The sequence below is a fragment of the Noviherbaspirillum sp. genome (assembly GCF_036563305.1).
Lineage (GTDB): Bacteria > Pseudomonadota > Gammaproteobacteria > Burkholderiales > Burkholderiaceae_D > Noviherbaspirillum.
This window is the reverse complement of record NZ_DATCMQ010000003.1, coordinates 106117-132954: the sequence shown is the minus strand read 5'-3', so window position 1 is coordinate 132954 and position 26838 is coordinate 106117. Positions and strand designations below refer to the sequence as shown.

Genomic DNA, 26838 nt, shown 5'->3' with positions numbered 1-26838 from the left:
GCTCCGGGGAGACCGAGGATTCCACGATCGCCGATATCGCTGTCGGCACCAATGCGCTGCAGATCAAGACCGGCTCGATGTCGCGTTCCGACCGCATGGCCAAGTACAACCAGCTGCTGCGCATCGAGGAAGACCTGGGCGCCCTGACCGGCTATCCGGGAACCGACGCCTTCTACAACCTGCGCCGCTAGAAGGCGCGACCCGGCGTGCTCCGGCCATGGCGCGCCGCACCATAAGCGAATCGTTAAGGGTGCATCACGATTTGTGATTGGAGTATTGATCCGGGCCTCGCTATATTTTAAACAGCGGCCTCCGGATCGCCGGAAGTTGTGAACATAACTACGAGTTCGAGGAGAAAACATGAAAGTCCAACTCAAGCGCTTGCTTGTCGCGTCGCTGCTGTCCGCTGCATTTGCCGGCGCCCATGCGGCCCCGATCACCATCATCACCTCCTTCCCGAAGGAGATCACGGACGCCTACAAGAAGGCCTTCGAGGCCAAATACCCGGACATCAAGGTCGAGGTCCTCAACAAGAACACGACCGCATCACTGGCGTTCATCAAGGAGAACTCGCCCGGCCAGCGTCCGGACGTGTTCTGGGCATCGGCGCCGGACGCCTTCGAGGTCCTGGCGCGCGAGAAGCTGCTCGACAAGGCATCCGACGTGATGAACCCGGCGGCGCCCGACAAGATCGGCAGCTATCCGCTGAACGATCCCGACGGCCTGTACTTCGGCCAGGCGCTGTCGGGCTACGGGATCATGTGGAACACCCGCTACCTGAAAGCCAACAAGATCAATGCCCCGAAGGAGTGGAGCGACCTGACGCGCGCCGAGTACTTCGGCCATGTCGCCGTCAGCGCGCCGTCCCGCTCGGGCACCACCCACCTCACGGTCGAGGCGATCCTGCAGGGCGAAGGATGGGAAAAGGGCTGGGCGCAGCTGATTGAGATCAGCGGCAATTGCGCGCAGATCACCGAGCGCTCCTTCGGCGTGCCGGATGGCGTCAACAGCGGCCAGTTCGGCGTCGGACTGGTGATCGACTTCTTCGGCCTCGCCGGCAAGTACAGCGGCTTCCCGGTCGAGTTTGCCTATCCCACGGTCACCGCGGTCGTGCCCGCCAACATCGGCCTCGTATCCGGGGCGAAGAACAGCGCCGATGCGAAGAAGTTCATCGCCTTCTCGCTGTCGAACGAAGGCCAGGAACTGCTGCTGAATCCGAAGATCTCCCGCATGCCGATCGTCACCTATGACAAGCTGCAGGGCAAGGTCCCGGCCGGCTATCCGAACATCTTCGATATCGCCAAGAGGGCCAAGGTGCAGTTCGACTCGCATCTCGCCCAGACCCGTTACCACGTGGTGACCTCGATGTTCGACCAGACCATCACTTTCCGCCACAAGGAGCTGCAGGCCGCCACCAAGGCGATCCACGAAGCAGAGAAGAAGCTTGCCGGCAAATCATCCCCGGAGGCGGCCGAGCTGATCAAGCAGGCGCGGGCGCTGGCCTACACGCCCGTGGTCGACAGCGCGATGCTGAAGAAGCCGGCCTTCCTGGACCTGTTCTCCAAGTCCGTCTCGAAGAAGGGCATGGGCGAATTCGCGGACAAGCAGCTGAGCTCGCTCGAGGAGCAGTGGAACTCCAAGGCGCGGGCGAACTACGCAAAGGCCGTCGAGCTCGCGCAGCAGGCGGCGTCCTCCATCAAGTAACGCCCGCCGTACCGCCGGACGGGCCACGAGCCCGTCCGGCCAATCTTCCCACAGCATAGTTATTCACGCTGCCGATGCAGCGCGAAGGAATACACATGAAACTTCGATTTCCCATTGCGCCAACGCTGATTGCGCTAATCATCGCAACAGCGCTGCTCATGTTCCTGATCCTACCGGTCGGAAGCGTGGTGTTGTCAGCATTCGGCACCGATGGCCATTTCACCCTGCGTCATTTTGTCGCGTTCTTCCAGCAGTCGCTGCTGCGCGAGTCCTTCGTCAACAGCCTGGTGGTGTCGCTGCTGTCGGTGCTGTTCGCCTCCATCATCGCGATTCCGCTCGCGTACTTCACGGTGCGGTTCAATTTCCGCGGCGCGATCCTGATCCAGACGCTCGGCGTGCTGCCGCTGATCATGCCACCCTTCGTCGGTGCGGTCGCGCTGCAGCTCATCTTCGGCAACAACGGCAGCCTCAACCTGCTGCTCAGCGACTGGTTCGACTTCAAGCTCCCCATCATGGAAGGGCTGACCGCGGTCGTGTTCGTCGAGAGCATCCACTACTTTCCGTTCATCCTGATGAACCTCACGGTCGCCCTGCGCAACATTGACGGCGCGATGGAGGAAAGCGCGATGAACCTCGGCTCCAGCGGCTTCCGCCTGTTCCGCCGGGTGATCTTCCCGCTCGCGATGCCGGGCTTCGTGGCCGGCGCGGCGCTGGTGTTCGTCAAGGTGTTCGACGACCTCGGAACGCCGCTCGTCCTCGGCACCACCAACATGCTGGCGCCGCAGGCCTACCTGCGGATCACCTCGATCGGCCTCGACGATCCGCTCGGCTATGTGATCTCGTTCATCATGATCGCATTCTCGATCCTGGCGCTCTGGCTGTCCGCGCGGGTCCTGAAAGGCAAGGACTACTCGACTACCCAGAAGGGCGGCAACTCGCTGCAACGGCGCAACCTGACAAGGGGCCAGTCCTTCCTGGCCTACGGCTGGATCGCCGTGGTGCTGCTGGTCGTCCTGTCGCCGCACCTGGGCATCCTGCTGCTGTCGCTTGCCAGCGTCTGGAGTTTCTCGGTGCTGCCCGACGCCTACACGCTCAGCCACTACTCCGCGGTGATCGCGGACGCCGGCGGCATGGTGAGCAACACGCTGCTGTATTGCGGCCTGGCGGCGCTGCTGGACGTCATCCTCGGCACGGCAATCGCCTACCTCATCCTGCGCACCAAGCTGGCCGGCCGGCAGTGGCTGGACTATGCCGCCAGCGCCGCGATGGCGATCCCCGGCGTGGTGCTCGCCATCGGCTACCTGCGCCTGTACAAGGACGTGGAGATTCCGTTCACCGACACCCTGTTCACCCAGACCTGGGTGCTGATCATGATCGCGTATGCGGTCCGCCGGCTGCCGTACGCGTTGCGGTCCTGCATCGCGGCGCTGCAGCAGGTGAACATCAGCCTGGAGGAAGCGGCCGAGAGCCTCGGCGCCACCAAGGCGCGCACGATCCGCAGGATCGTCGTCCCGCTGATGGCCGGCGGCATCCTGGCCGGCTTCGTCACCAGCTTCATCACGGCGGCCGTCGAGCTGTCCGCGACGATCCTGCTGACGACCTCGGAGTCGCAGGCGCCGATGAGCTACGGCATCTACCTCTACATGCAGAGCGTGGCAGGCCGCGGGCCGGGTGCGGCGCTCGGCGTGCTCGCGGTGATCATCGTCGCGATCGGCACCTATGCATCGCATGTCATCGTCGAAAGAACCGGCGCGCTGATGCGCAGCCGCCGGGTCGACGATGCGGAGGAACCGCCGCCGGCGCCCGGAGGGGCGACGCGCGCGGAGGGAGAAGAGGGACAGCCGCAGGCTTTCGGCGGCGTGGCCATAAACAGCGGAACAAGGTGACACCATGAAACAACTCAAGAAGATCGCAGTCGAGTGCAGGAACATCGGACTCTCGTACGATGGCGGCAAGACCGAAGTCCTGCGCGACATCAACCTCCGGGTCGAGCCCGGCGAATTCTTCGCGCTGCTGGGGCCGTCAGGTTCGGGCAAGTCGACGCTGCTGCGCCTGATCGCCGGCTTCAACCAGCACCAGCGCGGACAGCTGCTGGTGGACGGCAAGGACATCACCGGGGTGCCGCCCTACGGCCGCAACATCGGCATGGTGTTCCAGAGCTACGCCCTGTGGCCGCACATGACGATCTGGGACAACGTCGCCTTCGGGCTGGTGGAGCGGCGCATGGACAGGGCGACCATCAAGCAGAAGGTGGGCGCGGCGCTCGACCTGGTCGGGCTCACGCAATATGCGAACCGGCGGCCCAACCAGCTGTCCGGCGGACAGCAGCAGCGCGTCGCGCTTGCCAGGACCATCGTGATCGAGCCGCAGGTGCTGTTGCTGGACGAGCCGCTGTCCAACCTGGACAAGAAGCTGCGCGTTCAGATGCGCGAGGAACTGCGCAGCTTGCAGCGCACCCTCGGGATCACCACCATCTTCGTGACCCACGACCAGGAAGAAGCGATGACCACGGCCGACCGCATGGCGGTGATGGACAAGGGCGTGGTGCAGCAACTGGGGACGCCGGCAGCGCTCTTCGACTATCCCAGCAATCCCTTCGTGGCCAACTTCGTGGGGACCACGAACCTGCTTCCCGGCCATGTCGACCATGTCGGCGGCGACGTCGTGCGCTTCCGCGGCAATGATGTCGGCGAGATCCGCCTGCCCAGGCATCCCGACGTGCGCGAGGGGCCGACCGCGATCAGCTTCCGCCCCCATACCGTGCGGATGGTGATCGGTGACGCCGTGCGCGACCCGGGCTACGTGTGGATGGACGGCGCGGTGGAGCACTGCGAGTTCCTCGGCGAGTTCACCCGGTACCGGGTGCGGGTCGGCAAGGCGACCATCACGGCCGACCAGGCGCACTATTCCGGCATGTCGCCGTTCTCGGAGCGATCGGCCGTCGGCCTGGGCATCGACGCAACGCAGGTCAGATACCTTCCGATCTGACCCGCCGCCATGTGCACCGCGCGCGCCACGAAGATCATTGCGAGTCTCGGGCTCGCATCGAACAGCCGAAGGGACATCCAGCGCCTGTTCGATGCCGGGGCCGACATGTTCCGACTCGACATGCGCTACGGGACGCGCGCGGGGCACCTGGAGTGTTACCGCATCATCCGCGAACTGGAAACCGAATCAGGACGGTCGATAGGCGTCCTGATGGACCTGCAGGGCCCGCAGCCGCGGATCGGCAACTTCCGGCAGGGCCGCATCGAACTGGTGCCCGGACAGCGGTTCCAGCTGGATGCTGCGCCGGGCCTCGGCGACCATGAGCGCGCGACGCTCCCCTATCCCGACGTCTACCAGGTCGTTGCGCCGGGCGCGCTGCTGTACCTGGATGATGGACGGGTGCGCCTGCGGGTCGTGTCGGTGGCGGAAACCGAGATCGCCACCGTGGTGGAAGCGGGGGGGCAGGTGCGGGGCGGTGCGCTCCTCACTGCCCCGCACCTGCGGCTGCCGATCCCCGCGCTGACACCGAAGGATCTCGATGACATCGCGTTCGGCCGCGACATCGGCGTCGACTGGCTGGCGCTGTCGTTCGTCCAGTGCGAGCGCGACATCGCCGCCCTGCGCGCCGCCCTGCCGGGCGACGGACCGAAGGTGATGGCGAAGATCGGCAAGGCGGCCGCGCTGGCGAACCTTCCGGCCATTGCCGATGCCGCCGATGCGGTCATGGTGTGCCGCGACGGGCTGGGCGTTGAGCTGCCCCTGGAGGAAGTGCCGTTCATGCAACGCAGGATCGTGCAGGAGTGCCGCGCGCGCGGACGACCGGTCGTGGTTGCCGCACAGGTCCTGGAATCCATGGCGACCAGCGCCGTTCCGACGCGGGCCGAGGCCAACGATATTGCCGCCGCCGTCTACGACGGCGTCGATGCGCTGCTGCTCTCCGGCGAAACCGCGATCGGCATGTACGCCAGCGAGACCGTCAGCACCGCCGACCGGATCATCCGCAGGGTGGAGGCCGACAACAGCTATGCCATACGTCTTGCCGGCCAGGGCATTGCTCCGCGCGACACCGGTCCGACGGAAGCGCTCAGCGCGGCGGTCCGCTCCACCGCAGAACTGTTGCCATTGTCCTTCGCCGGCGTGTTCACCCTGTCCGGGACGACCTGCCTCGCTGTCGCGCGCATGCGTCCGCGCGTGCCCATCCTTGCGGTCTCGCCCTCGGCGACAACGGCCCGCATGCTCACGCTCGCGTGGGGCGTGCATGCATTGCACATGCAGCCGGCGACGGCATCGGAGGATATCGTCGCCGGCCTGAAGGAAGCAGGAAGACGCTTCGGGTGCCTGGTGGAGGGCCGTCCCTATGTCGCGGTCGCCGCCATTCCCACACAGGGACCGGCGCAGGCAAGCCTGTTCCAGGTGTGCCACGCATGATCCTGCCAATGCCGGCGCAATGCCTGCGTCCGCAGCGGCATAAGGAAGGTTGATATCGGGGATCATGATTTGCAATTAGCAATGGCGACGCGGCGCAACTATAGTCACTCACACCGCAAAAACGCGAACAACCCGACAACGCAGCCTGTGAGGAACGTGGAAATGAACGCAACCGCCATCGCGCGCCGCGCCCGCAATACCAAGATCGTCGCCACGCTGGGTCCCGCCAGTTCCGACCCCGACGTCATCCGCAGCCTGTTCGAAGCCGGTGCCGACGTTTTCCGTCTCAACTTCAGTCATGGCTCCCACGACGACCACCGGCGGCGCTACGACGCCATCCGGGAGGTGGAGCATGCGCTCGGCAGGCCGATCGCCATCCTGCTCGACCTGCAGGGCCCCAAGCTCCGCCTGGGGGTCTTCGCCAACGGCAAGGAACTCCTGGCGCAGGGGCAGCGCTTCAGGCTGGACCTCGATCCCCGCCCCGGCGATGCGCATCGCGCGCCGCTCCCGCATCCTGAGATCTTCGACGCCATCGGGGTGGGGCAGGAACTGCTGATCGACGACGGCAAGGTCAGGCTGCTGGTCGAGTCGCACGGCAGGGACTATGCCGAGACGGTCGTGCAGGACGGCGGCGTCGTCTCCGACCGCAAGGGCGTCAACGTTCCCGGTGCGATCCTTCCGCTGTCTGCCCTGACCGACAAGGACCGGCGCGACCTGCAGTTCGGCCTGGAACTGGGCGTCGACTGGATCGCCCTTTCGTTCGTGCAGCGCGAGGAGGATATCGCCGAACTCAAGTCGATCGTCCAGGGCCGCGCTGCCGTCGTTGCCAAGCTGGAAAAGCCGGCGGCACTCGACTCGCTCGAAGCGATCGTCCGGCAGGCCGACGGCGTGATGGTGGCGCGCGGCGATCTCGGTGTCGAACTGCCGCCGGAGCAGGTTCCGGTGCTGCAGAAGCGCATCGTGCGCCTGTGCCGAGAAGCCGGCAAGCCGGTGATCGTCGCCACCCAGATGCTCGAGTCGATGGTGTCGGCGCCGACCCCGACGCGGGCCGAGGCGAGCGATGTCGCCACCGCGGTCTACGACGGCGCCGACGCGGTCATGCTCTCGGCCGAGTCGGCCTCCGGTGCCTATCCGCGGGAAGCGGTCAGGATGATGGACCGGATCATCAAGTCGATCGAGGCCGACCCGTTGCAGCGGTCGATGATGAACGCGGTCGCGCACCGCTCCGGCGCGAGCGCCACCGATGCGATCTGCGCCGCCATCCGCACCGTGGCCGAGACCTTGCCGGTGTCGGCCACGGTGACGTATACCTCGTCCGGTTCCACCACCCTGCGGGTCGCGCATGAACGCCCGCGCACGCCCATCCTCAGCCTCACGCCGAACGTGGCGGTATCGCGGAGGCTGGCACTGGTATGGGGCGTGCATTCGGCCTGCGGCGCCGACGTGTCCAACACGGAGGAGATGGTCGCTACCGCGCAGCGCGCCGCGGCCATGCATGGCTTTGTCGCGCCCGGCATGCCGTTGATCGTGGTTGCGGGAACGCCGTTCGGGGTATCGGGGTCGACCAACCTGATGCGTATCGTCTTTCCTTCGCAGGCTGAAGCGCAGCCCGGAAAACAGGCTGCGTCCGCAAGCGCGATCGCGGGCGGGTGCAGGCAAACAACGGCATCGGCGTCCGGCGCAACGGCCGCGACGATTGCCGGCGCGCCCGGATGCACGGAAGCGTGCGTCCGGCACGTGAAGATGCGGGACGAATACTTCACCGCGTCGACCGAATGAGGGAAAGCCGGCCCGCCTGGCGGTCGAATGCCTGACTGATGGATGCCGGCCTGTGCCGGCCGGCCTCACGTGGAATGAAACGCGCATGCGGCATGTGCGCAACACGCGTGCTGTAAAGCTTGTCTCCAGGGGGTGTCCCCCTTTCTGCCCGCACGGTCCCCGTGCGGGCATTTTTTTTCATGACCGTCGTGCCAAAGCCGCCTTCACCTCCCGGCGATGTTCGGCATGGCGGACGATAACGTTACGTGATTCTGCGAATCACGAAATACGATTGGCCGGCTCTCTTCATCAATCCTATATTCAGCGTGCCGAGACGAAGGCGAAGCGGACCTTCCGCAGTAGCCCGCCCAGGCAGCAGGGGTTGTCGCGCAGCGTCAACCGACATTGAAAAACTGAGGAGAAGTCATGATAAGAACGATTCTAGGGGCTGCACTGTTGTCGTCACTCTGCGCGGGCGCCCACGCCCAGTCCAACGTGACGATCTACGGCATTGTGGATATCGGCATCGCGCGCGAGGATAACGGCAATGCCGCCGGCAGCGTGTGGCGCCTCGACAGCGGCATCCAGTCTGGCAGCCGCATCGGCTTTCGCGGCACAGAGGATCTCGGAGGCGGCCTGAGCGCCAACTTCGTCCTCGAGAACGGGTTCTCGGCCGACAACGGCAACCTGGGCAATGGCGGCCGCCTGTTTGGACGACGCGCAACCGTCGGCCTCGCGGGCGGCTTCGGCGCCGTGAACCTGGGCCGTCAGTTCAATCCGCTGTACAAGGTCATCGATGAATACGACCCGTTCGGCACCGGCCTCGCCGGCGATGCGGCCCGCCTGTTCAGCACCTATGGCAGCCGGATGGACAATTCCATCAACTACGCGCTGCCTTCCATGGGCGGTTTCAGCGGCGAAGTGGCTTACGGCTTCGGAGAAGTGCCGGGCGAGACCAGTGCGGCACGCCAGCTCGGCCTGAGTGCCGGCTACGCGGCGGGTCCTTTCGGCGTGGCATTCGCTTATCACAACCAGAAGAATGCGGCCGGCACCGACGACGCCAAGACCACCCTGGTGGCCGGCAGCTACGACCTCGGCATGGCGAAGCTGCATGCGATGTACGCCGTGAACAAGGGCCTGGGCGCGCTCGACACGCGCGATGCGCTGATCGGCGCAACGGTCCCCCTCGGTGCGGGCAAGCTGCTGGTCGATTACATCCGCAAGTCGGACAAGGCAGTGGGCAGCGCCGACGCCGACCAGTTTGCGATCGGCTACATTCATCCGCTGTCGAAGCGCACCAACCTGTACGCGTCGTACTCGCATACCTCGAACGACGCGGGTGCGGCGTACAACGTGGCGGCGGCGGGCAGGAGCGACAAGTTGATGAACGTGGGTATCAGGCACCGGTTCTGACCGGGTATGCCGGTCGCGCGGCGTATCGGGGCCGCGCGGCCGGCGTCGTCATCCTCCCCGATGCCGGCCTCGCCTAGGCGACGCTCGCACGCGCGTTCCGCTGGTCGTGGCCATGCTTCTTGATGAAGTCGGCCAGTTCGGCGTTGGAAGGCGTGTCGGCCTTGAAGTAGGGCATTGCAAGAATCTCGTCATAACTTGGACGTCCTCCCTCGCGCATCAGCATCAACGCGATCTGTACGAGAAAGCTGCCGTCGAATGTGCCTTGGTCCGCCTTTGGAAGCCGCTCGGATTCGATCGCGTCGGGCAGGCTCCCGCGCGACAGCTCGAACAAGGTCATGCCGAGGGCAAACTTGTCCGCATCCGAAGCGTCCGCCTCCGTAAGGATCTCTTGTGCCTTTACCCTCGGACCCGTCTCGAACCGATGGTCGCGATAGCCTTCGGTGTACATCTCGCCGTTACTACTGTCGGCAGGCACGTCGGGAATGGTCGGCCTTTCCAATTCGCCATTCCCGCTGCGTATGAACGCCGCGCCAAGGTCGATGAAGCGTAACTTGCCCTCGCGGTTGACCACGATGTTGGCAGGCTTGATATCGATCGGATACACGCCGCATTTCTCAATCTCGTTCAGCCCCTCGACCGCCTGGCGTGCGACCGCCCGGCGGAATCGCTCGGGCACCTGGAGAAACGGCTTGAGCGCCGTGCCCAGGTCGCCGAAATGGCCGAGGGATGTGAAGTAATAGGTGACATCATCGATCATCGCGTATGCATTGATTTCCGATGCCTGCTTCGACCCTGATTCAGCCAACCTTGCGTTGATCCGCTGTGCCCTTTCTCCGAGTATCCGGGACCGGGCATGCCGCCCGTCGCCGATCAAGAGCGCCGCCTCGGTGTCCTTGACGTCGCCGATCGCGCTCGACAGCAAGCGCGCGGGCAATGCAATCGAAGTCGCGCCACCAATGCTGAGCACCTCGGCATCGGGCGCAAGGCCGAAAATCTGCGAGGGGGTAAGGACAGCCGCGCGCACTGTTCCTCCCGGTGCGTCGGCAAGCTCAATCCTGGCGTTCTCCCCACTGCCATCCCATACGATCGACTCCGCAGGCTGCGCAAGCAGCATCTTGCGGAGTTCCGGGTACGGTGCCTTCCAGTCGATGCCAGGCCTGTCGACTGTCCCGGAACGCGAGAGGGCGGGCCGCACGGGCCGCATATTCCGTGTTTCGATGGAAGATCGCGTGGTCCCGATGAGAGTCGGTTCGATCGCCGCACTGGACGAGGACGTCGAGTGCACTGACGCGCCGTCGTTCTTGTCCCCTGGCCTGAACATCTGCAGCAGCCGGGATCGGAAGCCCTTGTTTGACGCCGACGACGCGTCCGATCTTCTACGGCCATCGTGCACCTCGGGGTGAAGCGTCTGCCCGAACCGGCTGGAAGTGGCGCGCTCTTCCGATGGAGCAGGGTAGCTGCTTGCGTCGATCGGCTGCATTGGGGGAACGTTGGGAAATTCCATGGATAGTCTTTGATATGGTCGCGTGCTGAAGGGAAGAAATCGCTGCTTGATGAAGAGATGGGTGAAGCAATGGGGATGGAAGTTCCATCGCCTTTTCGCGGCGTGCACGTCTGGGCAGCACGAAGGTTGCGCTGCGCAGCGGTGGAACCGTCCCCCGCGCCGCGGTCACCTACTGGCATGACCAGTATGACGTTCAAAGGAGAAATACGTGCCGATACCAGGATCGATCAAGACGCCGCTTCAGTCGTTGGAGCAAAAAATGGGACTAGACAAGTATCCGCACGACAGGACGTCAAGCTACCCTTTGGTCGATAGATCTACCGCGACGAGCAGCGCTGCATATTCACAGCCGAAAGACGTTGCCGGCGTGCTAACAGGGGTGAGAGGAAAGCTTGTCGAACGGGAGCAACCGCCTACGCAAAAGGAATGGAACTTTGCAATGGCACGGCGCCCGACGGAGCTCGACAGCGAGATAAGGATGCTCACCGCGGCCATTGACAAGTACGGAAGCGATCAATACGGGCACGTCCGGCTCACGGTTTCCGCCCCGGCCGGTGGCACAGGCACGAGTAGCCGCAGTGCCGCCGAAGTCGTGGCTAACGTGCGAAAGGCGTCGAGCCCGCAAGCGAGTACCGGGTCGGCATCGAGCAAGAGGTCCCTTCTTCACCGATTCAGAAAGAACAGTCAGAACGTGACCGGGTCTGGCTACGACAGCGAGGTTGTCGCCGAACCAGAATTGGAATCCGGCCCTGTCTCGCCTGTCAGGCCGCCTGCGCATGTTTCCCGCTCCGCCCGACAGGTGTTTAAGGATGTCGCCGGTGGTGTCAAGCGGGCCGCCGGCGACGTCATTGCGCGGCCCCCGAGCGGCAACCCGTCCTTGACACGTCCCGAGCTTGGCGCAATGGTGAAGGCGCGGAACAACAGCGTCTCCGGGTCTGGACGCTTCGCGTCACGGCAGGGAATGGAGCGCGTGGTGCGCAGCGTGGCAGGCAAACTGCACCTGTCTACCCATCACAACGATGCGGCAAGCGCAGCGACGAAAGAGGGCATCGCAGTCGTTGAGGACTGCGCGCTCGTCAACCTCGAGGCGCTGGAGCATTGGGAAAGGCATGCCATGCTGCTGCGTATTGACGAGTATGCGCAAGCACTGCACGAACGACTCATGGCCGCAGGCGGTGAATGCGCAGGCGCACCGGCAGCCTTGGCCGAAAAGCTTGGGGAAAGAATCGCCGGCACCGGCGGCAACAGGAATGCAGCCATCGAACAGATCAATAGCGAGCTGCGGCAATGCAAGGAGAAGCTGGCCGCAGCCGAAGCCGCGCTCGAGAAAAAAAGGAAGCCGCTTGAGGAGTTGGAGGCAAGCCGGCATCATCAGAAGAGCATGCGCGAGTGCGAGATGGACGAGTTGACGGTGCTTCGTCTTTACGGCGTGCAGCTTGCGCAGGCGAAGGCCGATCTGGCCGGGATCGACACGCGTCCGGATACGGAGCGGTCACAGGAAGTCCTGGCACGGGGGGAGGTGCTGAGGGAGCGCGTGAGAAAGTTCGATGCGTTGGTCAAGGAGACCGCCGAAAGAATGGCGATCCTCGAAGCACGTTTTACTGCTGCCGGTGAATCGGAGGCGCGCGCCATCGATGCCGCCTTCGAGGCCGACTGCGCGCGCCTGAAGGCGAAGTGCAGCGAGGAAGAAGCGGCGGTGGAAACAGCGCGCCGCGAGTTCAACAAAGCGAAAGAGCTTGCAGATGAAGTTGCACGCCTGCTTGCCATCAGCAAACCGGAACACATTCACAACGTGGACCGGTGGCGCAGGCAAGTCAAGGACCTTTCCCTGATGGCGCACAAATTCGCCGGCTATCAGAACGCAGAAAAAGAGCGGCAACTTGCGAGCCTGCGCGAAAAGGAAATGAATGCAATGGGGAAGCTGATCGCGCTTCTTCCCGGATTCAATGCGGCCTCCGCGGCCGCCCCTGCGTTGCGGAGGCGGCTACAGGCTTTGGCAGACGAGCTGGCAAAAGAGGAGCCGATCAATCTTGACTCAGCGCGGGTACCCGCGCCGGTTGTCCTGAATACCGTGCTCCTTGCGCTCGACGCCATCGTACCCCCTGGAGGAGAATCCGAACCGGCTGCCGACGCCGAGACGCGGCGCCTGGAGAGCGCGGAAAAGATCCTGGGAATGTTCCTTGAAAACCGACCGTTGACGGCCAGCGACGAGTATTGCGCCTGGCACTCGGCGATTGCCGCGGCGCCGGGGGGGCTGAAACTGCTCGCACGGCTCAGTCCAAAGTCGTACGACGAGGAAGAAACCATGGTGCTGGCAGGCCTTCTGCGGGATCGGCTGGAAGCGGATGCGGGAGCAACGTTCGTGCCGGAGGAATCCCGGGAGAAGGCGGCGCTCCTCGCGCGCCAGGTGCTGAAAACTGGCAGTGCACAGGACTTGCAGGAGGCGGAGCGGGCGGAATACGAAAGCGCGTTGCAGAATCTGCTTCAGGATGGAGCCACAAGGGAGGAGGTCGCACGCGTGTCTCGCTTCATGGCCGAACACGTCACGAAAGATGCCGAGCGTCAACTGTACCGGCGCGCACTGAGCGTTGCAAACGGAGAGAATGCGCTCGTCCCGGGTTTGGAAGAAGATCAGGCTTACCGCACGGTATTCGCGCGCCTGACGCTCCGCAAGCGCGAGGCGGCCCGCGTGATCGACCGCGTTGACACGGCGGGTACGGACGGCATGCCGGGAAGCGATGGCCGGCAGCGCCGACTGGCTCGCGAAGGAGCGGAGAGGATCAAGGCTGACGGACATGAGGAGGAACTGTCAGACGAGCAGCGAAAGGCCTACCGTGCCGTGATGAAGGAAATTGTTGCGGACCGAAGAAAGGCGCGCTGGATCTATGCGAAAGCGCGCGACTTCATGCACCACAACGTCCCCAAAGCGGACCACGAGATGCTGGACGCGGCCGCGCGCGCGGCGGATGCGGTCTGGAATGCGGGACATGACAGGCATCTCGATCGCGCCGCCAGGGCGTACTACCATGCGGTACACAACGGGTTCGTCGGTCCCGACGACCCGAAGTTGCTGCAGGTCGCCACCTATGTCGACAAGCTCTCCACGTGGATAGACAGGGCCGCGATGGAGGAGGAGAAGGGCCTTCTCACACGCATCGCCCGAAATACAACCGCTACCGGCAACAAGTCGCCGTTCAATGCCCAGGTACTGGAGGCGGCGCATGACCTTCCCGGGACGCACCAGGTCGTTCCGGAGCGGGCCATGGGCCGCGTCGACGCCCAGACGCTCGAAGTCATGCGGCTGCTGGACAAATGCGCGCGAACCATCACGGAGGAAAGTCTTGATATTGCCACCGCCGCTCGGATCGCCGCGGTTCGCGTCACGGCCGACAGGTGGGCGAGTGTGAAGACGCAAGGAAAGACTAAGGAGGCGGGAGCGGGCATGCCACGCCCTGTGCATATCATCCTCGGCAAAAGTGACTACCCGGCCGTCGCGAAAGCGGTTGCTGAACACCGCTCCAAGCTGGCTGTGCAGCATGTGGAATACAACACGATCTGGAAAGAGGTGGTCAACCTGCTCGGACCCAAGGACACGGCCTTTGGCGACGCGGGCATGCTGCTTCGCATCACGCGCGAGCTGCTTCACCACGTTCCGGAGAAGCTTCCCGACGGCGAAGAAAATGCCGCCAGAAGGGAGCTTGTGGAGGCCTTGAAAAGGTTCGAAATCCTCGTTGCAACTGAGGCAGTCAAGAAGGTATACGACAGCAGCTATGTTTACCAATACCTCGGCAACATCCTTGAGAATATCGACCTGCGCAGCAGGTGGCGGCTGAGCGAGATACGAAAAATGGCGGCCTCATCCCGATGGATCGGTTTTCCATTGGGCGGCTGGCTTACTGACATTTTCTTCGTCCCGCGGCCAAACGTCGCCGGTGCACGGACACAGGAAGCCGTCATCGAGGTCAACTACTCCACTGCAGGCGGCATCGAGATCCTGGTTGGCAGTGCGCATCGAAAGTCAGGGGCTGTCGGCGGCCAGGCCGGGTTTGTCGATACGGTCGAGGTCTTTAACGCAGGGGTCGGCGGGGATTGGACACGTACGAAAGAAGGTTCGCTCACGGAAGGCGTCTACTTCCGGCTGCCACGGGACAAGCCGGACGAGGTGATCCGCGCGAAAGCGATGGCGTTCCTCCGAACACTCCTGCAGGTGTACTACGAAGACGGTGTGGTGAAGCCGCGCGACGGCGACCGCCGCGAAGGTGCCGTCGAGGGCTGCAAACTGCCGGGCGTGCTGGCGGCGATCCTCGCTGACCACGGCGATGTCTCGGTCGCGGTAGCAGCCCTCAAGGAGAATTCAGTCGTGAAGACGGCGCAAGCACTTGTCCAGCCCGGCGTCAAGCTCGGACTCGGGGAGGGCGTTCCGAAGGCCTCCCTCTTTCAGCTGAGCGCCGCGAACGTGCATATCAAGAAGCAATTTGACCAGACAGAGGAGACCGGCTCTACCCGATTGCGCCGGCACCACGAGACTGACGTCGGGGTGAAGGCCGTCCGTGCAGCCCCCCCCAGCTTCTCCCGGAGCGGAGAAACCGGGGACGTCAATACCGCGATCAACATTGCTTCCGTCGGTAGCCGCACGTACAACTTCCGGGACACCGGGATCGGGGAGAATGACCGGTACGTCATTAACGTCGACGGGATCGATCCGAAGGCCTCCCGGTGGGACAGGGAGACCCAGAGCGTCGAGACAGCCGTGCAGGTCATCGAATCGGACCTTTGGGACTGGATCGTCTGCGGTCGTGATGAACTCTTCAAGTCGACCAAGGATCAACCAGCCGCCGTCGGCCTCGTGGAGCAGTATCACGTGGCGAAGGCCTGGCTTCGCGGGCACCAGGATGCATTGCAGACGTTCTCCGCGAATAACAGGCGGGTTGTCGCAGCGGCGAGCATGCGAGTGAGGGATATGCCTGCCGCGCTGCTCACCGCATTGCACGCGAACCGCGACCTGCAGCAGCGGATCGCCAGCGACGGGCGGGACCAGCACGGCCGCGACCTGACCCCGGCCGCTGCGGAGTCACTGTACGGCGAGATCGTAAGAGCATGCGAAATGCACGGCATGACGCACAAGAATCACAAGTTCGTCGCATCAGAAAGGTCCGAGCTCAAGTCGGTGACGGGAACTGCCCCGATTTCGGTAGGAGGGGGATATTCCGTGTCGTCGACACACAGTCTGATGAGCTACCCTGCCTAGGCGGTGTTTGGCAAGCTGCTGCGCGACCCGTCTTCGCGCCTGCGGTGCTCGGCGTACCACGCGTATGCATGCGCTCCTCGGCGCAAATCCGGCCTGCTCGCGACGGTTCTCAAACACGCCGTGGGCGCCCTCTGCTGACGGCCGCGATCACATGACGCAAGGTGTCCTGAAGTTGCCGCCGCGGACAGGACCCGTTTCGGTGCCTCAACCCTCCACCGCATTGTGCGGCAGATGCAGCAGCAGCCGGATCAGCTCCGGCTGCCTGTTGGTCGCGGTCTTCTGGTAGACGGCCCGGAGCTGCTTGCGCACGGTATCGTGCCTCGTGCCGAGCGCATCGGCAATCTGCTTGAGCGACAGGCCTTCTGCCAGCAGCGTCGCCACCCGGCATTCCGCCGGGGTCAGCCCGAATGCCGCGTAGAGCAGGCTGGCGTCGATCGCCGGTGCCGATTCCGGATGGTAGAAGAACAGCATGACGATCGGGCGCAGGCCGAAGCTCCCCATGACGTCGGCCGGCGCCAGCATCGTGAAGAAGGCGTACAGCTTCCCGCCGTCCGCGCCATGCTGCGGGGGCTCGTCCATCACCGGGAGCGAATGAAAGCCGTTCGTGCCCTCCTGCCGCCCGTTGCCGGTCTTCAGCGCCTTCTCCAGCTCGGCGCACTTGCGCAGCAGTTCGTCCTGCTGCCGTCGCGGCAGGCGCAGCATGCCCGCTTCCACGCGCGCCAGCCTGGTCGATTGCAGCAGGCGCTGCGCCGACTCGTTCACATGGACGACCTCGCCTTCGCCGGATATCAGGATCACCGGCTGCCGCAGCTTGCTGACCAGCGTGTGGCCGACCAGCGCCTGCGTCGAGTAGATGAAATTCTTGACACCGATGCGGCAAGCTCTGGCGAAATGCGGCAGCAGCCGCTCCAGGAAGGCGACCGCCTCCGGCGGCATCGGGCCCTGCGCGACGCCGCGCATGGCCGCAAGCACCACCGTGGCTTCAGCGTTGTCGACCACCTTGCATCCCGTCAGGTAGCGGCGATCGTAGGGCAACAGGAATTCCTGGTAGATCGGGCTGTTGGCGACATAGTCGTCGTCCAGCAGCTCGTGACAATGCACCCAGCCGAACAGCGGACGCTCAAGAATCATCGCCAGGCGCGGGTCGCTGAAGCGGTAGTGCTGCATGTAGGCGAGCTCGCCCTGCACCGGCAGGTTGGCGCCGTCGCTGTACGAAAGCGTGCCGTGGCGCTTGTCGAGCCCGAGCACGTGAATCGACTTCGTATCCGTGGCGGCCGCGAGCGCTTCGTACAGCGCATGCCAGCGCTCGGGCGACTCGAGCGTCTCGTAGATCAGGCCGATGAGGTGCTCGAAGGATCGGTCGGAGAGGTCCATGCAGGTAGAAGGGGTGCCGGCGACTTCGCTTCCGGGGCGGAAAGGCCCGTCGCACCTGTGTGTGCCTGTGAATTTTGGTAGGGCGAGTATGGCAGTCCGGCGGTCCCGCGTGAATTGGGCAAACGGTCAGTTGCCGGGCGCCGGGCAGCCGGAGGATTAGGCCCTAAACTTTCGTTTATCGGCTGCCTTCGCCCCGGCGCATTCCGGCGGAAGTTCCTGCGACCCTTGCTCTGCTGCTAAACTTGCACGATTCCCGAACAAGAAATGCCCCCGCCTGACGGAGACGATGCCGCAGCCGGCGGCAGATGCCCGAGACACCAATGCCCGTCCGCGACCACACCCACCGCTACGCCTATTCCTACATCTTCGGCGTCATGCTGCTCGTTTTCCTGATCGACAGCCTGACGCCGCTCGGCTTCGCCGAATGGGTGTTCTACATCCTGCCGGTTGCGCTGTGCGTGCTGGACCGGCGTCCGCAGCTGCCGGTCGTCGTCACGCTGGTGATGATGCCGCTGCTGGTGATGGGCTACCTGCTGTCGCCCAAGGGGGCGAACGAAACGATGGCGCTGGTCAACCGCATGCTGGCGGTGTTCGTCGTGATCGCGGTCGCCTGGCTGGCGCGCCGCGTGATCGTGGAACGTGTTCAGGCCGAGCACCTGATGTGGATAGAGCGGGGGCGGGCCGAGGTATCCCGCAACATGCTGGGCGAGCCGACGGTTCAGGAAGTCGCGGAGCGCATCCTGCATGCGCTGGCCCGCTATTTCGGCGCCCAGGTCGCGGTACTTTACCGGCGCGAGGGAATGGAGCTGGTCCGGACTGCCTCGTTTGCGCTCGATCCGGACAATACGCGCGAGCGCATTCCGCTCGGCGCCGGCCTGGCTGGAGAAGTGGCAAGAGACGGCCAGGCAATGGTGGTGTCGGACCTGCCGGCGGAATACCTGCGGGTGGTCTCGGGTATCGGCCAGGCGCAGCCGGCGAAGGCGCTCATCGTGCCTGTCTTTGCCGGCGGGCAGACGACGGGGGTGATCGAGTTCGGTTTCCTGCAGTCCCGCGGACTGGATGTGGATCTGGACGCGGAACGCGAGCTGATGGGGCTGGTCGCCGACAAGATAGGCAGCGCAATGCGCTCCGCGGTGTACCGGCAGGAGCTCAAGGACCTGCTGGCAGAGACCCAGCGCCAGAGCGAAGAGCTGCAGGCACAGCAGGAAGAGCTGCGCGTCGCCAACGAGGAACTCGGCGAACAGGCGAACGCGCTGCAGCAGTCGCAGGCCCAGATGGAATTGCAGCACAGCGAGCTGGAACAGGCCAACGTGCAGCTCGAGGAGCGCAACCAGCTGCTGGAGCAGCAGAAGCGCGCGCTGAACGAGGCCCAGCTGCGACTGCAGAGCACGGCGGAGGAGCTCGAGCGCGGCAGCCGCTACAAGTCGGAATTCCTCGCCAACATGTCGCATGAATTGCGCACGCCGCTCAACAGCTCGCTGATCCTGTCCCACCTGCTGGCCGAAAACAAGAGCGGCACCCTGACCGAGGAACAGGTCGGCTATGCCCGCACCATCCATGCGTCCAACAGCGACCTGCTGGCGCTCATCAACGATATCCTCGACTTGTCCAAGATCGAGGCGGGGCAGATGGAAGTGCACAGCGAGCCGGTCGCCATCGAGGCGCTGTTCGACACGCTGCGGCGCACCTTTGACCCGGTAGCACAGCAAAAGGGGCTGGCGCTGTCGTTCCAGCGCCGGCCAGGAACACCCGATGCACTGGTCACCGACAGCCAGCGCCTGCAGCAGGTGCTGCGCAATCTCCTGTCGAACGCCTGCAAGTTCACGCACGAGGGCAGGATCGACGTCGAGTGCGGCCCCGGCAGCGACGGCCGGTTGCGCTTCTCGGTGCATGACACCGGCATCGGCATTCCGGAGGAGCAGCAACAGGTGATCTTCGAAGCGTTCCGGCAGGCCGACGGCAGCACCAGCAGGGCCTATGGCGGCACGGGACTGGGCTTGTCCATCTCGCGCGAGCTGGCGCGGCTGCTGGGGGGAGAGCTGCACGTGCAGAGCCGCGCCGGCGCCGGCAGCCACTTCTACATCGAGCTGCCGCCGGCCCCGGCCGAGCCCGGAACAAAGGCGCCGGAAACCGCGGCGCCGACGCCGCCGGCCGCGCCGCCAGCTCCCGAGGCGGTCCCTGCCCCCGTCGGCCGCGCCACCATGCCCCAGCCCGTCCACGTCGCCGCGATTCCCGACGATCGCGCCCAGCGGCAACGCGACCGCATGATCCTGGTGATCGAGGACGACCCGCATTTTGCCCGCATCCTGTACCAGCTCGCGCACGAGATGAACTTCGACTGTCTCCACGCGCCTACCGGCGAGGAGGCGGTCAGGCTGGCCGAGGAGCACAAGCCGCACGGCATCCTGCTCGACATCAGCCTGCCCGACCAGTCCGGACTGAGCGTGCTGGAACGCATCAAGCGCAATCCGGCCACGCGCCACCTGCCGGTGCACGTGATCTCGGTCGACGACTACATGCAGAGCGCGTTCGAGCTGGGCGCCGTCGGTTACGCCCTGAAGCCGGTGGCGCGCGAGCAGCTCGTGCTGGCGATCAAGCGCCTGGAGACCGTCTCGCAGAGCCGGGCGCGACGCGTGCTGATCATCGAGGACAATGCGGCTCTGCGCGAAAGCATTGCCAAGATGCTTGCCGCGGAGGACATCGAGATCAGCAATGCCGGCAGCATGGCGGAAGCGCTGGAGAAGCTCTCGGCCAGCACCTTCGACTGCATGGTGATGGACCTGATGCTGCCCGACGGCTCGGGCTACGACCTGCTGGAGCAGATTTCGCAGAACGGCAAGTACGCGTTCCCGCCGGTGATCGTCTATACCGGGCGCGAATTGAGCCGGGACGAGGAACAGCGGCTGCGGCGCTTCTCGCGGTCCATCATCATCAAGGGCGCGCGTTCGCCGGAGCGGCTGCTGGACGAGGTGTCGCTGTTCTTGCACCGGGTGGAGTCGGAGCTGCCGCCCGACCAGCGCCGGATGCTGATGCAGGCGCGCCAGCGCGACGCGGTGTTCGAGGGACGCAAGATCCTGCTGGCGGAGGACGACGTGCGCAACGTGTTCGCGCTGGCCAGCGTGTTCGAGCCGCTCGGCGCCGAACTGGTGGTCGCCCGCAACGGCCGCGAAGCGCTGGCCCGCCTTGAGGAACGCGAGGATATCGACCTGGTGCTGATGGACCTGATGATGCCGGAGATGGATGGCCTGACCGCCATACGCACGCTGCGCGCCGAGCCGCGCTTCAAGCGCCTGCCGGTGATCGCGCTGACGGCCAAGGCCATGGCCGACGACCGACGCAACTGCCTGGAGGCCGGCGCCAGCGACTACATTGCCAAGCCGATCGCCGTCGACCAGCTGGTCTCGCTGTGTCGCGTGTGGATGCCGAAGTAAGGCGAAAAGCAGGGCGAAGAAAAGGGCGAGGACATGGATCCCGATTTCGACATCGAGCTGAAGCTGCTGCTGGAGGGCATCTACCTCAAGTACCAGCACGACTTCCGCCACTATGCGGTCGCGTCGCTGCGCCGCCGGCTGGCGCAGGCGATGGAGCATTTCCATTGCCGCACGCTGTCCCAGCTGCAGGACAGGGTGCTGCACGAGCCGCAGGTGTTCGCCGAGATGCTGCGATACCTCACGGTCCAGGTCAGCGAGATGTTCCGCGATCCGAGCTATTTCAAGGCGCTGCGCGAGCATGTGCTGCCGCTCCTGCGCACCTATCCGTCGCCGAAGATATGGGTGGCCGGCTGCAGCAACGGCGAGGAGGTCTGGTCGCTGGCGATCCTGCTGGAGGAGGAAGGGCTGCTGGAGCGCACGATCATCTACGCCACCGACATCAATCCCGCGGCGCTGCGCGCGGCCGAGGCGGGCATCTACGAACTGGACCGCATCGCCGGCTACAGCGCCAACTACCTGCAGGCAGGCGGGACGAAATCCCTGTCGGACTACTACAGCGCGGCGTATGGCAGTGCGATCTTCCGGCAATCACTGAAATCGCAGGTCGTCTTCGCCGACCACAGCCTTGCCACCGACAGCGTGTTTTCCGAGGTCCACCTGATCTCGTGCCGGAACGTCCTGATCTATTTCGACCGCGCCCTGCAGGACCGCGCGGTCAAACTGTTCTACGAGTCGCTGGTGCATCGTGGCTACCTGGGCATCGGCCCCAAGGAAACCCTGCGCTTCTCGCCCTACGCGCGCGCCTTCCTCGAGGTCGTTCCGGGCGAGCGCATCTACCAGCGGACATGAACATGCAACACCGGAGCCTGAAGCCGGGGCAGGAAGATCGGGCGTTCCAGGCCATCGTGCTCGGCGCGTCGGCCGGCGGGGTCGAGGCACTCGGCACGCTGCTCGGTGCGCTGCCGGCGGCATTTGCGCCGGCAGTACTGACGGTGCTGCACCTGCCGGGGGACCGGGAGACCATTCTTCCCGCGATGCTGGACCGCCGCTGCGCGCGGCCGGTGAAGGAGGCGGAGGACAAGGAGCCGGTACAGGCGGGGACGGTGTATTTCGCCCCGCCCGACTACCACCTGCTGGTCGAACCGGACGGCGTGCTGTCGCTGTCGCGGGAAGCGCCGGTGCATTTTTCGCGGCCGTCGATCGACCTGCTGTTCGAGTCGGCCGCGCTGGCCTACCGCGAGCGTCTGCTCGGCATCATCCTTACCGGTGCCAACAGCGACGGTGCACAGGGACTGCGGCAGGTGAGAGAATGCGGCGGCAGCGCCTGGGTGCAGGATCCGGGCGAGGCGACGTCGCCGACGATGCCGGCGGCGGCGCTGGCGGTCGCCGGCGCGGACGCCGTGCTCACGCTGGCCCAGATGGCGGTGCTCCTGGCAAAATTCGAACAAACATAAATTGACATGACCAGCATCAACGTACTCGTTGTCGACGACTTTCCGCAGAACCTGGTGGCGGCCGAGGCCATGCTGGCCAGGCCAGGCCTCACCGTGCTGAAGGCCGGCTCCGGTGTCGAGGCCCTGGAGCTGCTGCTGGCCCATGAAGTCGCACTGGCGCTGATCGACGTGCAGATGCCCGGCATGGACGGTTTCGCGCTGGCCGAGCTCATTCGCGGCAACAAGCGTACCGCCGGCATTCCGCTGATCTTCATGACGGCCGCCGTGGCCGAGGGGGCGCGCACCTTCCGCGGCTACCAGGCGGGAGCGGTCGATTTCCTCAACAAGCCGGTCGATCCGGTCGTGCTGCGCGGGAAGGTCGAGGTATTCGTGCAGCTGCAGGCGCAGAAGGAGCAGATCCGCCAGCAGGTCGAGGAACTGCGGCACGCCCTCAAGATGAACGAAATGTTCATTGCGGTACTCGGCCATGATTTGCGGACCCCGCTGTCGGCCGTGCTGCACGGGGCCGAGCTGCTGATGCATACCGGCGGCGACGAGCGCGCCGTGGACGCCGCCAGGCGCATCCATGCCAGTGGCGAGCGCATGGAGAAGATGGTGCGCCAGCTGCTGGATGTGGCCCAGATGCGCGCGGGTGGCATCAGCCTGAACAGGACCCGGGCGAGCTATCGGGGCGTCGTCGAGCGCATCGTCCGGGAGATCGAGCACGTCGGGTCCGCTTCCCGGGTGCGGATCGACTGCCACGGCGATCTCGAGGGCGAATTCGATGTGGACAGGATGTCCCAGGTGATTTCCAACCTGCTTGCCAATGCGCTGCATCACGGCGACGGCGACAGCCCTGTGATCCTGCTGCTCGACGGCCGGCAGGCAACGGCAGTCCGCATCCGGATCAGCAATCGGGGCTGCATCCCGGCGGCCTTGCTGCCCAACCTGTTCCGCCCGTTCTACTCGGAAAGTCCGAGACGCAATCCCGGGGCCGGCCTGGGACTCGGACTCTACATCGTCAAGCAGTTCGTCGAGGCGCATGGCGGTACGGTCGTCGTGCAGTCGGCCGAGACCGACGGCAACACCTGCTTCGACATCGCGATCCCGAGACGCGGCCTCGCGGCCTGACCGTCCTGGCCGCCCGGCGCGGCGGATGCGTTGCAGCCACGCGCCCACGCGCGCAGACATGCCGGTCTTCCCTCCACAAGTCTTGCGCCAGCGCGACCGGCTGCCACTGCGCCCATGCCACAATCACTGCCTCGGAAAATGGGCAGATCGAAGAACATGGCAATCGTGAAATGCAAGCCGGGCATCGCCACCGCGGCGGCCGTCTGCGCAATCGCGGCCGGCGGAGCGGGCGCGCAGGATGCACAACTGGAAAGCGTCGTCGTCTCGGCCAGCCGTACCGAGCAACGCAGCTTCGATGCGCCCGCGTCCGTCACCTCGGTGAGCATCGACCCGCTGCGCAGTCCCAACCCGCTGGTCAACCTGTCGGAACTGCTGGGCGCCGCGCCGGGCGTGCAGGTGCGCGAGCGGCAGAACTATGCGCAGGACCTGCAACTGTCCGTGCGCGGTTTCGGCACCCGGTCCACCTTCGGCATCCGCGGCGTGCGTATCCTGGTCGACGGCATACCGGCGACCATGCCGGACGGCCAGGGGCAGGCCGCCACCGCGAGCCTGCACGCGGCGCGCCGCATCGAGGTGCTGCGCGGCCCCGTCGCCCAGCTCTACGGCAATGCCGCGGGCGGCGTGGTGCAGGTCTTCACCGCCGCGCCGCCGCTGGCCCCGGATGCGCCGGTGGCAAACGCCTCCATCGGCGCCGGCAGCTTCGGCCAGCGCGAGTTCGGGTTTTCCGTCGGCGCCGGCACCGCCACCCTCGGCGGCTTGCTCGATGTCTCGCACTACGAGACGGACGGCTGGCGCGACCACAGCGCGGCCGAGCGCAGGCAGCTCAACGGCAAGCTCCTGTGGCGGCCGTCGGCGGCGACCAGCGTGACCGGCATCCTCAACGTGTTCGACCAGCCGTTGGCGCAGGACCCGCTCGGTCTCACGCGTGACCAGTTCGAGGAGGATCCGCGCGCGGTCGCCCCCGTCGCACTGTCCTTCGACACCCGCAAGTCTGTTGGACAGCAGCAGGCCGGCATGCTTGTCGAACACAAGGTCGACAGCGACAACACCATCAACGGGCGGGTATATGCCGGCAGGCGCCAGGTCCGGCAGTACTTGTCGTTCAGCGGCGCCGCCCCATCCTCGTCCGGCGGCGTGGTCGATCTCGACAATGACTACCGCGGGATCGGTTTGAGCTGGTCGCATGCGGCGAAGGTACGCGGACTTCCGCTCAGGCTCACTGCCGGCGTGGAAGCCGACGAACTTGACCAGCGGCGGCGCGGCTTCGTCAACAACCAGGGCAGCGCCGGCGCAACGCGCCGCGATGAAGTGGACGGCGCCAGCAATGTGGACGTGTTCGCGCAGGCGGACTGGATGTTCGCGCAACAATGGAAGCTGAGCGCCGGCCTGCGCTCGAGCCGGGTGCGCTTGTCGGTGGACGACCGCCGTGTCACGCCCGACAGCCCGGACGACAGCGGCAGCGTCACCTACCGGAACACCAGCCCGGTGCTCGGCCTGGTCTGGCATGCCAGTGAGCAGCTCAATGTCTACGGCAACCTCGGCCGCGGCTTCGAGACACCCACCCTGGTCGAGTCTGCCTACCGGCAGGGCGCGAGCGGACCCAACCTGGCGCTGTCGCCGTCACGCAGCAACCAGGGCGAGCTCGGCATCAAGTGGCGCGGCGGGCGCCACGCGCTGGACCTGGCGCTGTTTTCGGCGCGCAGCCGGGACGAAATCGTGCCCTTCGCCACCGAGAACGGGCGCTCGATCTACCAGAACGTCGACAGGGTCGAACGCCGCGGCATGGAGGTTTCCTGGTCGCACGACTCGCCCCGGTTTTCCACCCGCCTGGCCTACACCCTCCTGGATGCGCGCTTCAAGGAGGGCTACACCAGCGGCGCCGGCGCGACGGTCTCCGCGGGGAACCGCCTGCCTGGTGCGCCGGAACACAGCCTGTTCGCGCTGCTGGCCTACCGTCCGGCGCCGGGACTGGAAACCGCTACGGAAATGCGCATCGAGAGCAAGGCCTGGGTAGATGATGCCAACAGTGAGGCCGCGCCCGGATACGCGGTCTTCAACCTGCGGGCCGGAAAGGAATTCCGCGACGGACCGGTGACCTGGTACCTGTTCGCGCGCCTCGACAACCTGTCCGACCAGAACTACGCCGGCTCGGTCATCGTCAACGACGGCAATCGCCGGTTCTACGAGGCGGCCGCCGGCAGGCGCCTGTTCGTCGGACTGCGCGCGGCGCTGTAACGTGCGCGCGGGCGGTCGCAGGAGACGCGGCTGTTGCGCCGACGCAGCGCAATGGACCGCAGGCGGACATGTCCGCGAGGAGAGTTAAGAAGCGTCAAACCGGATGCCGGGCACGGCGCATAGATTAGTCCCACATTCTCCGGGGAGCCGAACATGAAACCTGTCCAACAACTGATACGCCTGCTGCCGGCGCTGGCACTGATGGCGGTATGCAGCGCAGCGATTCTTTTCCTGCCGCAGCTGAGCCGGGACAATGCCACGCCCGCCACGGCAACCACCATCGAACAGAAGCCGGCGCCGATCCAGCCGCAGCACACCGACAAGCAAGCCTGACCTTGCCGCCGCCGCGGCGGCCGGTATCATTGCAACTTCCATCCAGGGAAGCCGTACTGCCTGCTCCATGTCACCACCATCGCCCCTTCGCCAGTCCCTTTTCCAGAGAATGCCCGCCCTGCTCGCCCGCGTAGGCCGCGCCGAGAAAAGCACCTTGCTGGCGATCTGCGTCGCCGCGTTCTCGTTGTACGGTTTCGTCGAACTGGCGGACGACATGGCGGAGGGCGACACCCGTGATTTCGACCGGATGCTTTTGCTGGCCTTCCGCGAAGCAGGCGATCCTTCGGATCCGCTCGGCCCGCGCTGGTTCGAGGAAGTGATGCGGGACTTCACCGCGCTCGGCGGCACATCGGTCCTGGTGGCGATTGCGCTCGCCGTGGTCGGCTTCCTGGTGCTGACCCGCAAGCTTCACTTTGCCTGGATGGTGGCGCTGTCGGTGTCGCTCGGCATCGCCTTGAGTTCGGCGCTCAAATGGGTGTTCGCGCGCCCGAGACCCGACCTGGTGCCGCATGCGACCGAGGTCTACACCCACAGTTTCCCGAGCGGGCATGCGATGCTCTCCGCGGTGGTCTACCTGACGCTCGGCGCGTTGCTGGCACGGAGCCGGGCCGAGACGGGCGTGAAGATCTACCTGTTGTCGGTGGCGGTGCTGCTGACGCTGGTGGTCGGCGTCAGTCGTGTCTATCTCGGCGTGCACTGGCCGAGCGACGTGCTGGCGGGCTGGGCGGTCGGCGCCGCCTGGGCGCTCGCTTGCTGGCTGGTGATGCTGTGGCTGCAGGCCCGCGGCAGGGTCGCTCCGCCGTCGTCCTCCGCCGGCGATCCGCCTGCCCCGGACTGAACGGCGGCGACTGCACCTCC

The 26838-nt window shown here is 65.3% G+C and carries 16 protein-coding genes and 1 pseudogene; 15 read left to right on the top strand and 2 right to left on the bottom strand.

Annotated elements, in window-relative coordinates; translation table 11 throughout:
* The 7 genes and pseudogenes from eno to VIM12_RS00910 all read left to right on the top strand — a co-directional run.
* Positions 1-191, top strand: a pseudogene (gene eno / locus VIM12_RS00940) (phosphopyruvate hydratase); the annotation flags it as partial.
* Positions 192-360: 169 nt separating this feature from the next.
* Positions 361-1704 (top strand): ABC transporter substrate-binding protein, encoded by a 1344-nt coding sequence (locus VIM12_RS00935; RefSeq protein WP_331939727.1) that lies wholly within the window; start codon positions 361-363, stop codon positions 1702-1704.
* 95 nt (positions 1705-1799) lie between these two features.
* Positions 1800-3590, top strand: coding sequence for an iron ABC transporter permease (locus tag VIM12_RS00930; RefSeq protein ID WP_331939726.1), 1791 nt, complete (start codon positions 1800-1802; stop codon positions 3588-3590).
* 4 nt (positions 3591-3594) lie between these two features.
* Positions 3595-4692, top strand: coding sequence for an ABC transporter ATP-binding protein (locus VIM12_RS00925; protein WP_331939725.1), 1098 nt, complete (start codon positions 3595-3597; stop codon positions 4690-4692).
* 9 nt (positions 4693-4701) lie between these two features.
* Positions 4702-6120, top strand: coding sequence for a pyruvate kinase (gene pyk / locus VIM12_RS00920; protein WP_331939724.1), 1419 nt, complete (start codon positions 4702-4704; stop codon positions 6118-6120).
* 162 nt (positions 6121-6282) lie between these two features.
* Positions 6283-7899, top strand: a complete 1617-nt coding sequence (gene pyk / locus VIM12_RS00915; RefSeq protein ID WP_331939723.1) for a pyruvate kinase — start codon at positions 6283-6285, stop codon at positions 7897-7899.
* A 405-nt stretch (positions 7900-8304) separates the two neighbouring features.
* Positions 8305-9291 carry a porin gene (locus tag VIM12_RS00910; RefSeq protein WP_331939722.1) on the top strand — a complete coding sequence of 329 codons (987 nt, stop codon included), beginning with the start codon at positions 8305-8307 and terminating at the stop codon, positions 9289-9291.
* Positions 9292-9364: 73 nt separating this feature from the next.
* Here VIM12_RS00910 and VIM12_RS00905 read toward each other — a convergent pair whose 3' ends face one another.
* Entirely contained in the window at positions 9365-10405 is a 1041-nt protein-coding gene (locus VIM12_RS00905) for a protein kinase domain-containing protein (RefSeq protein WP_331939721.1), read from the bottom strand.
* Between the two features lie 829 nt (positions 10406-11234).
* Here VIM12_RS00905 and VIM12_RS00900 point away from each other — a divergent pair.
* Positions 11235-16043, top strand: a complete 4809-nt coding sequence (locus tag VIM12_RS00900; RefSeq protein WP_331939720.1) for a hypothetical protein — start codon at positions 11235-11237, stop codon at positions 16041-16043.
* Positions 16044-16247: 204 nt separating this feature from the next.
* On the opposite strand, the gene VIM12_RS00895 is transcribed toward VIM12_RS00900, so the two are convergent.
* Entirely contained in the window at positions 16248-17417 is a 1170-nt protein-coding gene (locus VIM12_RS00895; protein ID WP_331939719.1) for a helix-turn-helix transcriptional regulator, read from the bottom strand.
* Between the two features lie 320 nt (positions 17418-17737).
* On the opposite strand from VIM12_RS00895, the gene VIM12_RS00890 reads away from it, so the two are divergent.
* From VIM12_RS00890 to VIM12_RS00860, 7 genes are all read left to right on the top strand, one after another.
* Positions 17738-20848 (top strand): response regulator, encoded by a 3111-nt coding sequence (locus VIM12_RS00890; RefSeq protein ID WP_331939718.1) that lies wholly within the window; start codon positions 17738-17740, stop codon positions 20846-20848.
* Positions 20849-20881: 33 nt separating this feature from the next.
* The gene (locus VIM12_RS00885) at positions 20882-21697 is read left to right on the top strand and encodes a protein-glutamate O-methyltransferase CheR (RefSeq protein WP_331939717.1); all 816 of its coding nucleotides are present in this window, start codon (positions 20882-20884) and stop codon (positions 21695-21697) included.
* Positions 21698-21699: 2 nt separating this feature from the next.
* Positions 21700-22302, top strand: coding sequence for a chemotaxis protein CheB (locus VIM12_RS00880; protein ID WP_331939716.1), 603 nt, complete (start codon positions 21700-21702; stop codon positions 22300-22302).
* 6 nt (positions 22303-22308) lie between these two features.
* Positions 22309-23412 carry a hybrid sensor histidine kinase/response regulator gene (locus tag VIM12_RS00875; protein WP_331939715.1) on the top strand — a complete coding sequence of 368 codons (1104 nt, stop codon included), beginning with the start codon at positions 22309-22311 and terminating at the stop codon, positions 23410-23412.
* A gap of 156 nt (positions 23413-23568) precedes the next feature.
* Complete coding sequence (locus VIM12_RS00870; RefSeq protein ID WP_331939714.1) at positions 23569-25647, top strand: TonB-dependent receptor; 2079 nt, start codon at positions 23569-23571, stop codon at positions 25645-25647.
* A 153-nt stretch (positions 25648-25800) separates the two neighbouring features.
* A complete protein-coding gene (locus VIM12_RS00865; RefSeq protein WP_331939713.1) occupies positions 25801-25980 on the top strand; it encodes a hypothetical protein in 180 nt (59 codons plus the stop codon).
* A 109-nt stretch (positions 25981-26089) separates the two neighbouring features.
* Positions 26090-26818 (top strand): phosphatase PAP2 family protein, encoded by a 729-nt coding sequence (locus tag VIM12_RS00860; RefSeq protein WP_331939712.1) that lies wholly within the window; start codon positions 26090-26092, stop codon positions 26816-26818.
* Positions 26819-26838: the final 20 nt, after the last annotated feature.

Coding starts and splice junctions, on each gene's coding strand:
- VIM12_RS00935 (WP_331939727.1), top strand. CDS start 361: ATGAAAGTCCAACTCAAGCGCTTGCTTGTCGCGTCGCTGCTGTCCGCT.
- VIM12_RS00930 (WP_331939726.1), top strand. CDS start 1,800: ATGAAACTTCGATTTCCCATTGCGCCAACGCTGATTGCGCTAATCATC.
- VIM12_RS00925 (WP_331939725.1), top strand. CDS start 3,595: ATGAAACAACTCAAGAAGATCGCAGTCGAGTGCAGGAACATCGGACTC.
- pyk (WP_331939724.1), top strand. CDS start 4,702: ATGTGCACCGCGCGCGCCACGAAGATCATTGCGAGTCTCGGGCTCGCA.
- pyk (WP_331939723.1), top strand. CDS start 6,283: ATGAACGCAACCGCCATCGCGCGCCGCGCCCGCAATACCAAGATCGTC.
- VIM12_RS00910 (WP_331939722.1), top strand. CDS start 8,305: ATGATAAGAACGATTCTAGGGGCTGCACTGTTGTCGTCACTCTGCGCG.
- VIM12_RS00905 (WP_331939721.1), bottom strand. CDS start 10,405: ATGCTGCTTGCGCAGCCTGCGGAGTCGATCGTATGGGATGGCAGTGGG.
- VIM12_RS00900 (WP_331939720.1), top strand. CDS start 11,235: ATGGCACGGCGCCCGACGGAGCTCGACAGCGAGATAAGGATGCTCACC.
- VIM12_RS00895 (WP_331939719.1), bottom strand. CDS start 17,417: ATGGACCTCTCCGACCGATCCTTCGAGCACCTCATCGGCCTGATCTAC.
- VIM12_RS00890 (WP_331939718.1), top strand. CDS start 17,738: ATGCCCGTCCGCGACCACACCCACCGCTACGCCTATTCCTACATCTTC.
- VIM12_RS00885 (WP_331939717.1), top strand. CDS start 20,882: ATGGATCCCGATTTCGACATCGAGCTGAAGCTGCTGCTGGAGGGCATC.
- VIM12_RS00880 (WP_331939716.1), top strand. CDS start 21,700: ATGCAACACCGGAGCCTGAAGCCGGGGCAGGAAGATCGGGCGTTCCAG.
- VIM12_RS00875 (WP_331939715.1), top strand. CDS start 22,309: ATGACCAGCATCAACGTACTCGTTGTCGACGACTTTCCGCAGAACCTG.
- VIM12_RS00870 (WP_331939714.1), top strand. CDS start 23,569: ATGGCAATCGTGAAATGCAAGCCGGGCATCGCCACCGCGGCGGCCGTC.
- VIM12_RS00865 (WP_331939713.1), top strand. CDS start 25,801: ATGAAACCTGTCCAACAACTGATACGCCTGCTGCCGGCGCTGGCACTG.
- VIM12_RS00860 (WP_331939712.1), top strand. CDS start 26,090: ATGCCCGCCCTGCTCGCCCGCGTAGGCCGCGCCGAGAAAAGCACCTTG.